The 13769-nt window shown below is 68.1% G+C and carries 16 protein-coding genes and 2 tRNA genes; 5 read left to right on the top strand and 13 right to left on the bottom strand.

Annotated elements, in window-relative coordinates:
• Positions 1 to 457: 457 nt before the first annotated feature.
• Together MKW14_RS40365 and MKW14_RS40360 are read right to left on the bottom strand one after the other, a co-directional pair.
• Complete coding sequence (locus MKW14_RS40365; RefSeq protein ID WP_240871663.1) at positions 458 to 1336, bottom strand: hypothetical protein; 879 nt, start codon at positions 1334 to 1336, stop codon at positions 458 to 460.
• Positions 1337 to 2496: 1160 nt separating this feature from the next.
• Positions 2497 to 2886 carry a DUF6415 family natural product biosynthesis protein gene (locus MKW14_RS40360; RefSeq protein ID WP_240871661.1) on the bottom strand — a complete coding sequence of 130 codons (390 nt, stop codon included), beginning with the start codon at positions 2884 to 2886 and terminating at the stop codon, positions 2497 to 2499.
• A 229-nt stretch (positions 2887 to 3115) separates the two neighbouring features.
• Here MKW14_RS40360 and MKW14_RS40355 point away from each other — a divergent pair, with 229 nt between their 5' ends.
• The 5 genes from MKW14_RS40355 (at position 3116) to MKW14_RS40335 (ending at position 5831) form a co-directional block, all read left to right on the top strand.
• The gene (locus MKW14_RS40355) at positions 3116 to 3376 is read left to right on the top strand and encodes a hypothetical protein (protein WP_240871660.1); all 261 of its coding nucleotides are present in this window, start codon (positions 3116 to 3118) and stop codon (positions 3374 to 3376) included.
• The gene (locus tag MKW14_RS40350) at positions 3348 to 3875 is read left to right on the top strand and encodes a DUF6879 family protein (RefSeq protein WP_240871655.1); all 528 of its coding nucleotides are present in this window, start codon (positions 3348 to 3350) and stop codon (positions 3873 to 3875) included. The genes MKW14_RS40355 and MKW14_RS40350 overlap by 29 nt, the downstream gene beginning before the upstream one ends.
• Positions 3876 to 3899: 24 nt before the next feature.
• The gene (locus MKW14_RS40345; RefSeq protein WP_240871652.1) at positions 3900 to 4751 is read left to right on the top strand and encodes a helix-turn-helix domain-containing protein; all 852 of its coding nucleotides are present in this window, start codon (positions 3900 to 3902) and stop codon (positions 4749 to 4751) included.
• A gap of 252 nt (positions 4752 to 5003) precedes the next feature.
• Positions 5004 to 5441, top strand: coding sequence for a hypothetical protein (locus MKW14_RS40340; protein ID WP_240871650.1), 438 nt, complete (start codon positions 5004 to 5006; stop codon positions 5439 to 5441).
• A gap of 174 nt (positions 5442 to 5615) precedes the next feature.
• Positions 5616 to 5831, top strand: coding sequence for a hypothetical protein (locus MKW14_RS40335; RefSeq protein ID WP_240871649.1), 216 nt, complete (start codon positions 5616 to 5618; stop codon positions 5829 to 5831).
• Between the two features lie 174 nt (positions 5832 to 6005).
• Here MKW14_RS40335 and ssb read toward each other — a convergent pair whose 3' ends face one another.
• The 11 genes from ssb to MKW14_RS40280 all read right to left on the bottom strand — a co-directional run bounded on the left by ssb (position 6006) and on the right by MKW14_RS40280 (position 13020).
• Complete coding sequence (gene ssb, locus MKW14_RS40330) at positions 6006 to 6497, bottom strand: single-stranded DNA-binding protein (protein ID WP_240871647.1); 492 nt, start codon at positions 6495 to 6497, stop codon at positions 6006 to 6008.
• A 634-nt stretch (positions 6498 to 7131) separates the two neighbouring features.
• A complete protein-coding gene (locus tag MKW14_RS40325) occupies positions 7132 to 7767 on the bottom strand; it encodes a hypothetical protein (RefSeq protein ID WP_240871645.1) in 636 nt (211 codons plus the stop codon).
• Positions 7768 to 7902: 135 nt separating this feature from the next.
• Positions 7903 to 8067, bottom strand: a complete 165-nt coding sequence (locus MKW14_RS40320) for a hypothetical protein (RefSeq protein ID WP_240871644.1) — start codon at positions 8065 to 8067, stop codon at positions 7903 to 7905.
• Entirely contained in the window at positions 8064 to 8921 is an 858-nt protein-coding gene (locus MKW14_RS40315; RefSeq protein ID WP_240871643.1) for a hypothetical protein, read from the bottom strand. The genes MKW14_RS40320 and MKW14_RS40315 overlap by 4 nt, the downstream gene beginning before the upstream one ends.
• 300 nt (positions 8922 to 9221) lie before the next feature.
• A tRNA-Ile gene (locus tag MKW14_RS40310) sits at positions 9222 to 9296 on the bottom strand.
• 56 nt (positions 9297 to 9352) lie between these two features.
• Positions 9353 to 9574, bottom strand: coding sequence for a hypothetical protein (locus tag MKW14_RS40305; protein WP_240871642.1), 222 nt, complete (start codon positions 9572 to 9574; stop codon positions 9353 to 9355).
• Positions 9575 to 9614: 40 nt separating this feature from the next.
• A tRNA-Leu gene (locus tag MKW14_RS40300) sits at positions 9615 to 9688 on the bottom strand.
• 138 nt (positions 9689 to 9826) lie between these two features.
• Positions 9827 to 10000, bottom strand: a complete 174-nt coding sequence (locus MKW14_RS40295) for a hypothetical protein (protein ID WP_240871640.1) — start codon at positions 9998 to 10000, stop codon at positions 9827 to 9829.
• 213 nt (positions 10001 to 10213) lie between these two features.
• A complete protein-coding gene (locus MKW14_RS40290; RefSeq protein ID WP_240871638.1) occupies positions 10214 to 10678 on the bottom strand; it encodes a hypothetical protein in 465 nt (154 codons plus the stop codon).
• Between the two features lie 206 nt (positions 10679 to 10884).
• Positions 10885 to 12036, bottom strand: a complete 1152-nt coding sequence (locus MKW14_RS40285) for a DUF932 domain-containing protein (RefSeq protein ID WP_240871635.1) — start codon at positions 12034 to 12036, stop codon at positions 10885 to 10887.
• Positions 12037 to 12630: 594 nt separating this feature from the next.
• Positions 12631 to 13020 (bottom strand): hypothetical protein, encoded by a 390-nt coding sequence (locus MKW14_RS40280; RefSeq protein ID WP_240871632.1) that lies wholly within the window; start codon positions 13018 to 13020, stop codon positions 12631 to 12633.
• Positions 13021 to 13769: the final 749 nt, after the last annotated feature.

Here is a 13769-nt window from a genome sequence, read left to right as displayed (position 1 = left end):
GTTCCCATGCGCCCCATCCCCAGTCCGTCTCGTGCAGTTCTGCCGGGAGGCTACCGATCGGCTCTGACATGCAGAGGAGAACTGAGTTCCCCGGAGCCGACCCCCACGAGTTCACATGCAGTGACCTCACAGCCGGTAGCGCACCGCCGCCTACGCCGAGGACCTTGAAGGCAACTGATCCGGCAGTGGTGCCCGTCGAGCTGGCGATGAGGCATTGCACCGCTGCTCCAGCACCTTCGTGCTGGAGCAGGGCGAAATGGGTTCACCAGGGGAGTGCTGAGAGCTGGAAAGTGCGATGGCCGGCCCGGGATCCGAGGATCCCGGTGGGAGGTTGACAGCCTCCCCCGGCCACCGGCCGACACACCCGGCCCGCCGGGGTCACACGAAGGAAACCCACAGCCGGGTGCCGTACCTCGTCAGGATAGCGGCCGGGCGGTGCCACCTGCGTCGTTGTGTGTCAGTCTGCCTGCAGGGTGGCGCGGGCCTCATCGATCGCCTTCTTCCATGCGACGGCGCTGCCGTGGCCGGGATGGGACTCGGCCAGGACCTCGATGGTGACGGCACCCGGGTCTGCGGCCGCGCGCAGGGCATGCAGGGCGGCCTCCATACGCTGCTGGGCCAGTTCGGAACTGGCGGGGGCCTGCTGGCGGGCACGTGCGAGAGCGACGATGCGCCGGCGCTTGTAGCGGTTGCTGGTCAGACCCCTGTCGCTGCGCAGGACATCGTCCGGCCTGGCGAGCTCGGGCAGGACACCGCGGGCGATGGCCCGGTTGAGTTCCAGGTGGCTGCTGTAGCCGAGCAGGGGCGCGGCCTGCTTGGTGTCGAGCAGCTCCTCCGGGTCTCCGTCCTGCGCCGGAGCGGCCATCTGCGCGCGGGACTTGCTCTGGGTGTTGCCCGGGCCGGGACGCCGGTCGATCCAGTCGGCGATGGTGCCCAGGTACCAGGAGCGGCGAAGACGGCCACCGTCGGTGGTCTCCTCGACATCGGGATCGGGGAAATATCCGGGCCGGTCCTGCAGCCAGGCGAGCAGGGTCACCGTCCGCTTGTGGCCGAGGACCTTGGCCACCTCCGACGTCGACAGCAACCGGTCACGGGGGCCGGTGAGCAGGCTGTGGCGGACGGAGGACTGTGACGCCTTCGCAGCGCGGTAGGCCGACAGGAAGGCGCCGATCGTGCCGCGCTTCCACCGGCGCCGCCGGCCTTCGATCGCGTCCGGCTCCGGGCAACCGGTCGTGGCGCGGTCCCGGTACAGCTCGCTCAGGCGCGAAGGGCTGAGCCCGAACTCGTCGTGGATCTGCTTGGCGTCCAGGAGCTCGTTCTCGTCGGTGCCGGTCATCGTCTTCCTCCTGGAAGGCGTGGTGAGGGGCGAAGGGCCGCGTGAGGTGCACTGCGCGCAGGGCGGGCAGGAGGCCACCGCCGGCAGTGGTGGGTGCGCGTCTGGCGGGTGCCGTCAGCCCGCACGGTGGTGGCCTCCTTTCGCTGCGCGATCTAGGTGGGCCGCTGCGGTTGCACCGACGACCCTAAAGTTTCGATACTAGATATATAATGCTGCGGTTGGCAAGCTGCGGATCTGGATTTCCCCCTCCGGGAGGGCGGAAGTGGGGTGTAGATGCTGCCCTGCGCTGCCGGACAGCTGCGATCCAAACAGATCGTACGAGGTCAGGACGGTGCCGGGCGATGGCGGGGAAGGTGAGCCATAGCGGCTTCTCCAGGGGGAAAGCGTACGGGGGCGGTGAGATTGGATGCCGTGACGGCGGGCAGGGCGTCAGCGTGGTCACCCATGCCTCCCGCAGGCGGTTTCGGGTTGACCAGCCAGGACGTCGTCAACGGCACGTCCGCGCAGCTGTCGAAGACGCTGGCGTTCTCCAACCAGCTGCAGACGCTGAAGAAGCGCGGTCTGTCCGCCGACCTCCTCGAGCAGTTGGCCTCAGCCGGGGTGGATCAGGGCGTGACACGGTTGCCGCGTTGGCCGGGGCGGCCAGCTGAAGCAGCTCAACCAGATGCAGTCTCAGCTGAAGAAGTCTGCGAACGCGGCCGGCTCGGCGGTCGCCGACACCATGTACGGGGCCGGGATCAGGGCCGCCGACGGGCTAGTCAAGGGGCTGGAGAGCCTTGGGGGTACAAGGAACGGGCGGGCGTCTGGGTGGCGGCCGGGGGACGCACCTACGCACGGCCGCCGCACCCCTGAGGCTAGGTCACCGGGCGCCAGCTCCCGGGGTTCGTGAGATCCGTTGGTGGTCCACCAGCACCGCATCGTCTGGATCCTCGATCGGCTCGTCGCACGCCCTGCAGACGCGTACCTGGGCCCTCACGCCGCACCGCTGTGTCGATGGCAGGTGCAGCCGCAGTGGCGCTGCAGCAGCAGGCCCCGGGCGTGCGGGAGGGGAATGTCTCTGGTTTGGCGGCAGTCGCCGTGCAGTCCGCGGTAGGCGGGGCGTTGTGCCAGCGCGCATTCCGCGGATAGTGACGCGGCCTCGGTCTCCGGGGTCGTCGTTGTCATGGGCGGTGGCCGCCGAGTTCGTCGTGGTGGGCGCACAGGGCGAGTAGGACGCGGGCCAGGCGGCGGGCGTGGGCGACGCGGGAGGCGAGCTCGGGGTTCGGGGTGATGGCCAGCTTTCTGCGGGCCTCGCCGACGCAGGCGAGCGCGCAGTACGCCTTGACCGTCGCAGGGTCCGGGCCGGCCGCCTGCTCGACGTCCGGGAGGATCAGCTCGAGATGGCCGCGGAGAGCGAGGGTGAGGGTGTCGATGTCCGCGGCCGGCGGGAGGGCGTCGGGTCCGTCGTCCGGTCCGAGGAGACGGCGCGCCGTGGCGCGCATCGTGGCGACGTCGGGCGGGCGTTCGTCGACCCCTGCCGTGGCGGGCGGTTGGGCTGTAGCGTGCCCCATGTCGTCGCTCCCTGGAAGCGTCGGCGACACCCCGGGAGGTGACCGCCTCGCCGGGGCTTTGCGTATCTGCCGAAACTAGGAGCGTGTGGTGCAGCACGACCAGCGATGTGCAGATCTTTGCAGGCGTGGCAAATGAGCCGCGGAGGTGTCGTAATCGCGCTCTTGACCAACCGCTCCGGACGGACGACGGTGGCGCAAAGAACTGCACATCACGTGGACGGAGCAGGACGTGACACTACGGTTCATCGGAATCGACCCCGACACGAAGACGGCAGACTCGCCCACCGTGTGGGTCGACCAGGAGAAGCAAGAGTTCGTCTTCCAGGGCTGGAAGCCGACTCCCGAACTGGAAGCAGAGTGCGCGGCGTTCGAAGTTCCAGGGCACGCCGTCGGCATCCCGGCCGACGAAGCAGTGATCCGGATCCCCGCCAGGATGGTGCAGATGATCAGGGAGGCGTGTGATGTCGTCGAGCGAACCGACGATCGCTGAACTGATGATCCAGTGCACGCGTTCTGCCGTGCATTTGGAGATGCGGGACCACTACGGCGTAGCCCACGAAGCCGACGACTTCAGAGCGTGGCTGGAGGCCGGCCAGCTCGACACGGACCCGGCCTCGCCGGACTGGGCTGCTTGGGTCAACCTCGTCTCCCAGGCCGTTGCCCGCGGTGTCGTCGTCCGCCGCGCGCGCATCGTGTCCGAGCCGGTCTCCGACTACATCCGGTACGAGCACGCCGCAACCATCGTCAACCTCCAGGCCGGCGAGGACGTGCGCTGGTTGCCCCGCCGCCGAGCGTCCGATATCGCCCTGCCGGGCAACGACTTCTGGCTGTTCGACGACCTCGTGATCCGGTGGGGCTACTTCTCCGGCAACGGCGCCATGGTCGGGCACGAGATCTCCGGGGAGCACGCGGCCGTCAAGCTGTGCTCGGAAGCCTTCGAAGCCGTCTGGTCTCGAGCTACGCCCCATGCCCAGTACGAGATTCACTGACCAGGAAGCACCAGCAGCCAGCTCATGCCCGCCTCACCGTCCTCCTCGGCCCAGGCCGCCCGTGAAGCCGTCGCCCACCGGCTGCGCGACCTCCGCAAGGAAGCCGGCCTGACGGTCGTGCAGTTGGCTGCTGCGTGCGGCTGGCACTACTCCAAGACCTCCCGCATCGAGAACGCCCTCACCGGGCCGTCGGTCAACGACATCCGCAGATGGTGTGCCGCCACCCACACCGACGACCAAGCGCAGGACCTCGTCGTCCAGTCCATCAACGCCGAGTCGATGTACCGGCAGTGGCGCGACCAGGTCCGCGCCGGGCTACGGCACATCCAGGAAAGCCGAGCGAAGGCCTTCCGGGAGACCGAGTGCCACCGCCTGTACTCCGCAGGCCTCGTGCCCGGCCTGCTCCAGACGGAGGGCTATGCGCTCGCCGTCCTCGGGATCGCCGCAGACGTCCATGGCCTGCCGGTCGACGACAGTGCCGAGGCTGCCCGCGCACGCATCGAGCGTTCCCGGATCGTTCACGAGCAGGGGCACCGGTTCGTCGTGGTCATCGAGGAGCCGGTGTTGCACTACCGGATCGCCGAGGCGGACGCGATGGCCGCGCAGCTTGGCTATCTCCTCACCGCCGGCGCACTGCCCGCGGTGTCCCTCGGCATCGTCCCGATGGCGTCCCGGCGCACGCACTGGCCTGAGGAGACCTTCCACGTCTACGACGACCGGCTCGTGTCGGTCGAGTTGGTGTCGGCAGAGGTGAGCGTGACGCAGCCCGGTGAGATCGCCCAGTATCTGGAGATGTTTGAGCGGCTGCGTTCCATGGCCGTGTACGGGGCTGACGCACGCGCCCTGGTCCTCAAGGCCATCGACGCCCTGGGCTGACCCGCCGTGCAAAGCCCCAGACAGTCGTCCCAGAACGTGCTGGCGCTGTCAGTCTGCGCGGGCCTACTGGCCGGCGGCGCAGGGCCTCGGCCTCCCTGTTGGGGTCGGGGAGGCGGGGCCCTGCTTCGGCATCTCACATCACCTCCCTCCAGGCAGAGTCGGGAGGGCGGATGACAGGTGGGTCGGACAACGGCCCCCGGCCCGCGGTAAGTCGGCACGCTCTACGGCCCCGGAGTGCCTAACGTCGAAGGCATGCAGAACACATGGTCAGACCGGGACCTTCCGGTTCTGGACGCGATCGTGAAGTACCTCGACGATGCTGCAGGCAGCGCGTGGCCGTATCTCAGTGATATCGCCGAGGCGACGGACTTGGAGCTCAAGGAAGTGACCAAGGCGGCGTACGCCCTTGAGAGTGATGGCCTGATCGACGTGCGCCGGAGTATGGGCGGTCCTGATTCGTGGACCGTGAACTCGGTTTCGGGCGAAGCGCGCCGTCTGGTGGGCCAGTGGCCGACGGCCGAGCAGTTCGTCGACGAGCTGGTACGACGTTTGCAGGCTGCTGCCGATGAGGAGCCGGACGAGGAACGCCGCGGTCGGCTCCGCGAGCTTGCGAGCGCGGCGGGTGGGGTGGCGCGGAACGTGTTCGCAGACGTGACGGCGGCGGTGATCACCCGGCAGATGGGCGGCTGAACAGGGCCACCGGGCGGGGCGGCGGAGTTCTCGTCGTCTGGCTGGAGTGTCCCGGCTCCAGCCAGACGACGGGTGAGAGCGCCGCTTCCTGACGCCCTCGCCCGTGATTCGGAGTCGTCGCCCGGACGGATGGGTCCGGATGCGGGCCGGTTCCGCCCCGGTGAGGCTGGCGGTATGGCTTCCGTGACGCCCGTGGTCGTGTACCCGCCCGCTGAGGACGACGGCCGACGCGTCCGTATCGGCGACCACTTCGTCGGGATCGCGTACGGCGTCATGGACATCGCGGCGTTCGTGCAGGAGGCCGGACTGCAAGACTGGGACGAGATGGACGTGGTCCGGTCCGCGCTCATCGAATGGCGCGGCGGCGGACCGGAGACGTGGGAGCACTGACGTTGCCGCGGGGCTCATCCGCCCGAAAACCACTACCGTCCGGGGGTGGGCTGGCGAGCCGGTTGGAGCCGGATGGGATATCGACGGCGAGGCGGACCGGCTGCTCCCTGACCGCGGGCCGGGTTTCGGCGCCGGGGTCAGCGCGGCTGCTGGATGCAGCGATTTGCAGGGGCGTCAGCGGATGCGGGCCCAACCACGGTGTCGCTGCGGTCGGGCTCGTCGCTCGTGTTCCGGTGCGCCCTTGGCTGCGGCAGGTGCTGCTCGGTGTGATGTGGGTGTGGGCGGTTGGGCTGGCCTGGGCGGGAGGGTGCTGTCGGTGTAGGCGATGTGGTGACGCAGGCTCAGCCCGACCTCGTCAGCGTCGAGATCGAACACGATGCGCTTTATGCCTTCATGGTCGGTGTAGGTGCGCTGGCGCAGGCGGCCTTGGACGATGACGTGCATGCCGCGCTGCAGGCACTCGCAGACGTGCTCGGCCACGTGCCGCCACACCGTGCAGGTGATGAACAGTGAGTCGCCGTCGGTCCACTGGCCGGTGCTGCGGTCGTAGACCCGTGGTGTTGATGCGAGTCGGAAGCGGGCGACGGGCGTGGCCCGTTCGGTGAACCGGATTTCGGGGTCGGCGACCAGGGTTCCGGTGATGGTGATGATGGTCTCGCCGGTCATGACGGCCTCCAGTCCTGGGAGCGGCGGCCGGCGCCGTCCAGCGTGGACCCGATGGTGGAGAGGGTGGGCACGGGTCACTCCTGTCTCGTGTGGTTCGGCGCAGGGAGGGCGTGGCTGTGTTCAGGGAGCGGGCGCTGTCTCGCGGATCGTGTTGCGGTGGTCGTCCTTGCGTCAGCGCGCTTGCGCTGGGCGTCGTCCAGGCGGGCTCGTCGGTGGCGTCAACAGATGTGTAGGCAAGCGGCGCGGCAGGTGATCGGCGAGCCCCAGCGTCTTCGTCGCGCGGCGGGTGACGCGATAGCGGACGTCGGGCCAGCCGGTGGGAAAGAAGTGGAGTCTTCGGCACACGACATGGCGGTGCCTTCCTCATGTTCCTCCGGGGGTCAGGGCGATGATGTCGGGTCGGTCGCATCGCGGGGCCACGCACAATTTGCGCGCGGAGCGGGGCGGAGGGGGTTCGGGGGAGGGGTCCTTCTCGTGCTCGCTGTAAAGGAGACGGTCGGCCCGGCACGCGGGAGGGCGGGTGCGGTTCGCGGGGCGACCGCACGAGGCTCAGCCGCGGGCCGGGCCGTGGTCGGCCGGGCCCCAAACGAAGGGAACGGGCCAGGCCGGTCTGTGGCCCGCGCCGAGGGGCGCGTCAGGTCACGGGAGGCCCGTAGGTGCGGAACCCTCCGTGGTCGGCGGCGTGCTTGAGATAGTCGATCCATCCGGGCCACCAGTCGGCGTCTTCGATGACCTCGGAAAGAAGCGCTGGGTCCGCGGCTCTGCTGGTTGCGTATGCCGCGAGAGCGGCATGGATCTCACCGGGAGTGACGGTCCAGCCCTCGTCGCCGCCGAGCTTGTGGGCCGCGATGCCCTCGGGCTGCGGAGGGGCCCAGGACAGCCGCTCCTCAAGGGCCTGGTGGTACTGCTCGAGCTGTACCGCAGCCGTGTTTCCTGCTGGGGTGAGGACGGTCTGCCCGCAGGCGGTCTTGTGGGCCTCGGGCGCGGGGCGGCAAGGTGGCTGGGCGGTAACCAGCATGCCGAAGTGGTCCATGAGCGCCCGGCACTCACTCATCGCCCAGGTCGTCAGGTGGAAGTGCGTCGTGCGGACCGCCTCCATGGCGTCGTAGGCCCTGGTGACCGACTCCTGGGCGGCCCGGTGCTCCGGGTGGTCATACGAAAGACTGAGGCCGTCGCGGTGCTTCACAGCCGCGTCGAACGCCCTGCTGGCCGCCTCGTACGCTGCGTCCTCTCCTTCCGGGGAGCGTACGAGGTACATGTCGTAGCCCATGGGACTTCCCTTCGTGCGGATTCGGCGCCTGCCCGAACGCCACTTCGATAGATTCGATACTAGATTAACAAGAATGGTGGGTCGGGTATTCCCTGGAGGCCGCGGGTGGTTCAGCGGATGGGGCGCCGAGGGCGGTCACTGATTGCTCCGCACGTCCCTGGCCTCGGCCTCGCGACGTGCGTCGGCCGCGGTGTAGCCGCTCGTGCACCATGGATGGCAGAAGCTGCCGGGCGGTGTGCCGCGGGTCGCGCACGTGGCGTCGAAGTCCTCGAGACTCCACGGACGCAGAGTGCTGCTCATGCCGGATGGTTCCTGTTGGGCGGGGCCAACGGGGTATCGACAGCGGGGTGCTGCCGGGCGGGGCGGTGGGTTCGTCGGCGCGGCCGCTGCTGGGCGCGCAGGGACGCGATCTCGGTGCGGAGTCGACCGACGCGATCACGTTCCTCGTGGGCCGCGCGCTCGGCGTACTCGGCGTATCCGGGCAGGTAGTCGGCGCGGTGCGCGAGCGATCCAGGGTAGTTCATCAACACCAGGGCCAGGATCGGGTGCGGCCGGGCGGTGAGCCACCGGGCCGCTGTCCACCAGCCGGAGACGGCGGTGCGGGCGTCACGGCGGAGGGTCTGAGCCTTGCGCTCGAAGCATGCTGCCTCAGCCTCGCCTCGACGCATGGACCAGGTGAGGAAGCGCAGCAGGCCGGGGGTCTCACGCTCGCGGGAGGCGTCCAGCAGGCGGTGAAGCTGGGGGCGGTGAGCGACGTCCTCGGCGCAGGCACGCATGACCAGGGTGAGGGCCTCGCCCGTTGCGGGGGAAGGGTCTCTACCGGCCGTCGACTCCACAGGAGTCGTCGTGGTGTGCTGGTACGGGTAATGGGCGTCTGTCCACCGCACCAGACCACCGGTGTAGCCCGTCGCGCTGCCGCGCCTGCGCGGCAGCGACTCCGCCGGCGCGGTTGCTTCCATGGCGTTGACGGACCCGAGACTCACACGCAGGGCGGTGAACTGGTCCCAGTGGCGCGGATGATGGGTGCCAGTCACGTGCACGCAGCCGCGCAGCGTGCCCGCCAGGGCGTACACGACGCTGTCCTTGCCTCGGGACTGGGCGGTGGCGCGCACGGTCCCGCACAGTGTGTCGATGGTGAGGATGTCGGCGGTCACAAATCAGGGCTCCCGTCGGTCGAGGGGGACATGGGGGCGGTGGGCGGATCCGCCGCCGCGCCGGTTGTGGGCGTCCCGGCGGCGGAGCGTCGGCCAGTGACGAGCTGGCCGGATTGGCCGCGCCCGCAGCCGAAGCGGGAACGGCGTCGGGGCCGGTGGTGTCGGCGGACGCGGACGGTGATGCCCGATGAGGCCCGGCGGCCGGAAGCGAGTCGGTGCGCTGTGGCGCGGGTCGCATGTCCGGCCACCGGGGGCTTGGGAAGTTTGCATCCGGCGGTGTCACGGAGGCTGGGGGCTGCGTAGTGCTGGTGGGACTCGAACCCACGACCTCGACGGCTTATAAGACCGGCGCTCTACCAACTGAGCTACAGCACCTCGGCGGTGAGTTGTGCGGGCCGGGGCGGCGCGGGATGGAAAGCCCCGGCCACTGGTCAGGTGAACAGGATTCGCCTCATCGTCTCGTCGATCAGCGCTGCGGCCTCGTCGTCGGACATGTCGTCGAGCCCGGCGAGGGCCTCGAAGTCGATGTCGACGTCCAGGTCCGCGAGCTGCTTCTCAGCGATGACGAACTGGATCACTTCCTGTGCGCGGGCGCGTCCGCTGCCCTTCGGCGCGGTGTTGGGGGCGGTCGGCTGGTCGTGGTCGGCGGTCATGTTTCCTCCGTCGTGGGGCGGCTGGGGGGCGGTGTGTGGGTGGACCCGGCCGGATTCGAACCGGCGACACGCTGCGCTTTTAAGGCGCTGGCTCTGCCACTGAGCTACGGGCCCTTGAGGGTCGGCCGCCGTCCGGTGCCGGGTTCGGGGCGCCCCCCTGGGAGCGGATAGACGCGGGGGAGACGCTTGGCCGGCTGGTCTGGTCAGTCCCGGCGTGACGCTGGGCAGGGTTGGCCAGTCATCGGGTGGCGGTCAGAGGTGGTGCTGGATGCGGTAGTGCCTGACGAGTTCGATTGCGGCGTCGCGGACGGCTTCGCGATCGCTCTTGCCGGTGCTGCGGGCCTCGTTGTAGGCGACCGAGGCGCGAACGACCGGGGCGGGCCGGGTCAGCCGCTGGTTGACGACCTCGTGGCCGTGGCCCGGCAAGCCCTGGTTGGTGATGTCGTGGATGGCGGCGGCGATGGCATGCGCGACGGCGTTCTCGCCGGTGATCGGTATCGGGTCAGTGTCGGCTATGGGGGACGTTCCGTTCAGCCCCTGACGGGGCTTTGGGGGGCCGCCGCCCAGGACGGGCAGCGGGGCGGCGGCCCCGGGGAGCGGCCGGGTGTGGGGGAGGACACCGGGCCGCTGGACTGGGCGCTACGCCGGTGCGGCTGACGGAACTGGAAAGGCCGTCTGATAGGTGATGGAAGGCGTGTTCGGCCCCAGCGTCTCGTGGAAGGCGTGGCGGACCTGTTCGGCCGTGAGGGGCCGGAGCGTATGGCCGTCGACCACCCAGCCGCGTACGGAGTGCTCACCTGTCGGGGATGTTGTGCCGAGCACCACGCTGCCCTTGTCGACGACGAAGGCGAGGGCCACGACTTCTGCCACTGCGGCCGCATCGGCATAGACACCGCTCCACAGAGCGTCGGCGCCTTCCCCGATGACGTCGAACCAGGCGAAGGCAGTGACGGGCTCCGCGTTGCTCGGACGGACAACTGTGGTGATCAGGTGCCTTCCGGGGCCTGCCGTCTGCATCAGATCGGTGACGGTGTCCACGGCGTGTGCGGTGACCGGCGCCAGGCGGTCCCGAGCCTGGCTGGATGAAAGGTTCTTGGCGCCCATCAGGCGTTTCCCCTCGTGTGGCTTCGGCGATGGTCAAGGGCGTCACCCCTCAACTCTTAATTTCGATACTAGATAATAAATGCTTGGGAGTCAAGCCCTGCGGGTTCCGGTCCGGGCGCCTGTGGCCGGCACCTGAGTGCCGGCCACAGGCTGCCGTTCCGGCGGCAGCGGGAGGCCGCCGCGCTCCCGCCGGGGCTTGCTGACGGCTATGCGGCTGCGGCGATCGCCATGGCGGAAAGGGCCTGCGTCTCCAACTCGTAAGCGGCATCCCCGTCTTCGAGGGTCTGCGCGGTCGCGGTGACGGCCTGCATGATCCCGCCTGCCGTGGTCTGACCACCCCTGATGAAGTGGCTGAACACGGAGTCGCGCACACTGTCGGAGAATCGCAGCTGTTTTGCCACCAGTTCCATGGTCTCGGCCGGGCTGGTGATCTCGCGGCCTGCCTCGCGCTGGATGTCGGCCAGCTTCCGCTCGACGTAGTCGCGGTTCATGAACGTGGCGACGGCGTCACGCGTCTGAGCGGTGATCAGCGCTAGATTCTTCTCCTGGGTGTCCTGCGAGAACTCGACGATCCCCTCGGTCATCCGCGCACCGAGGTGCACCTTGCCGAACGCATCCTTTGTGATCGTCATACCGTTGCCGCACACCTGCACGACGATGCGGGGTGTGATCGCGTATCTGCTGCTGCCCACCTCGCTGTTGGTGAGCACGAATCCGGCCGAGACAAGGGGCAGCTGATCGCCCGTCTGCCCGGTGAACGGCGACCGGTACCCGCGCAGCAGCTCGGGAGCAAGAGCCGCCACGTGTTCGGACTCCACACGAACGATCATGCGCCGCTCCGTGAGGTCCGCACCCGTGATCTTGACAGGGTGCCCCGACTCCCGGATGCCCGACAGTACGGCGGTGAGCATGTCCAGATGGTCAATGATCTTGTAGCCGTCGGAAAGCCACGCACGCAGGACGCCTGGCTCGCCTTTGAAGGCGCGCAGCAGGAAGCGGCGAGTAGGGTCCTTCTGCAGCCACCCATTGACGTTGAGGTCGTACAGGTCGACTGCTTCGGTGCGCATCCGGCGCAGGTAGGCGGTAGGGATCTTCAGCTTCTCGGCGATCCCTTCATCGGCTACGGCGGTGGGACGGTAGGCGCCATCGGCGCGTGTCACGCCGCAGGGCGTCAGCACCGGATCCACACCAGTCACGGTGAGGCTGCCCCCAACTGCGGTGACTGCAGAGGCAGGTGCCACCAAGTCGACCTTGGCGTCCTGGTCCCGCTCCAGGATCTGGGTCAGGTCCTCAAAGGATGCGTTGCGCGTGCCCTTCACCGCGGCGGGCATAGTGATCGGGTTGGTTTCGTGAGCCACAAGGGCTCCCTTCGTGTTGTTCGGCGTTCCATCGGCGTCACCCGATGTATTTCGATACTAGATATAAAATCGGGAGAAAGCAAGCCCCGCACATCATTCGCAACTGACGGCGGTGGGGCGGTGGGGCGGTGGGCGTTCCGAGCGCGCTGCGCCGGTCGGCCATCGGATCGACAGACGTGGGCATGCCCGGGGGAGAAGGGAGGCGGCCCGTGTTCCCCCATGGCCTCGTCCCGGCCGGATGGGGCCGGCGCCGGCGCCCGACGACCTTGCCGGCCCCAAAGCGGCCTGGTGCCGGGTGGCCACGCGTGGCCACCCGGCACCCCTGGGCGAACGTGTACGTTCACCCAGGGCGCGGCTACTTCTTCTCGAAGAACCGAGCAACCGCCCTCGCGATGTTCTCGCTCTGGCCTCGGGCACGGCCCTTGCCGTACGCGTAGCAAGCCACTACGGCGACAAGCAGAATGATGACGTTCAGGCTCATGACTTCCTCACTGACCGGGTGCCGTCTCCCACGGGAGGACTGGGTGGGGCCTTATGACCTGGCCTCCCGAACGGGGGCGCAGATGAAATGCGGCCCCCGTCCGGAAGTGTCTGCTACGAGATCCCGTAAAGCAGATCTCCAGCCGTGTCCCCCCACCGCTGCATGCCGTCAACGCGGTGCGGATGGAAAGGGGCCCAATACGTCGGACGCACTCGAAGGAATTCACGAGCCTCGTGCAGCTCAATCTCCATGACCTTGCCGAGAATTCGGCGGTACAGCTCCACATCGTCGCAGTCCGCAACCACGATGGGGAATTCGGCGTACGTGGTGATTTCCTCCGGGTAGCCTTCCGGCGCCAGATGCCGTTCTGACCTGTGCGCGGGGAATGTGAACCTGACCTTCACCGTGCCCTCGAACCGGTGGGTGTGGTCGTCGGCGTCGATCGTCCAACCCGGCTTGTAGACCAGCTGATTGATCAGCTGCACTGCGGATGCTGCCTCCATTACGGGGCTTCCCTTCGTGTTCGGCGTGGCTGCTCCGGCGTCACCCGGAGCAACTTGCTAATTCGATACTAGATAGTCCTACTCATGATCACAACCCCTGCGAACAGGGAAAACGCAACCTGACCGAGCATCACCCTGCACCAACCCACGTATCAAACAACACGCCCTCTACTGCGCCGTCCCCTGCGCCAACTACTACGGAACGCATCCCACATCCCAGCCATCACCCCTGCTCAGGCTATGCGCCTGCCCCTGGTCGGCCGTTGACATCCCCTCTACTGCCACCTATCCCGCACCGATTGAAAGAGAGTCGGAATGGGGGCGGGGCGGTCAAGAGGCAGCCTCGGGGATCGGGGCGCGGCTTGGGCTCCTATCGCGCGTCGGCTCCGCCGCCGCGCCTGTGCAGCGGAGGAGCGGCGGCGGAGCCTTTGGCGGGGGCGTAGTTGGGCTCGGTGTGCACTGTAGGAATTGGTTGTTGGAAATAGATGTGAGCGGCGCATTCTCAAATCCATTTAGAAATATGGAAACTGAGGGGAAGTTAGCGATAGTCAGAACTAAATGTTACAGGCATTTAATCCCTCAAGCCCGTTTAGGATAGGATTCCTGAGTCTAAGTCAGTTTCCCGATTGAGTCGGAACGCACCTCGCACACCTAGCTGCGCTTTTGGGAATTCGCGGAGCGAATTCTGTGCGAATTGCGGAGCAATTCGCATGCACCGGCACGGAGTGCCGGTGCATCAACTCCCTTGC

The organism is Streptomyces gilvus (assembly GCF_022513565.1).
GTDB lineage: Bacteria > Actinomycetota > Actinomycetes > Streptomycetales > Streptomycetaceae > Streptomyces > Streptomyces gilvus.
The sequence above is the reverse complement of the archived record's forward strand: the minus strand, read 5'-3'. Positions and strand labels throughout refer to the sequence as shown.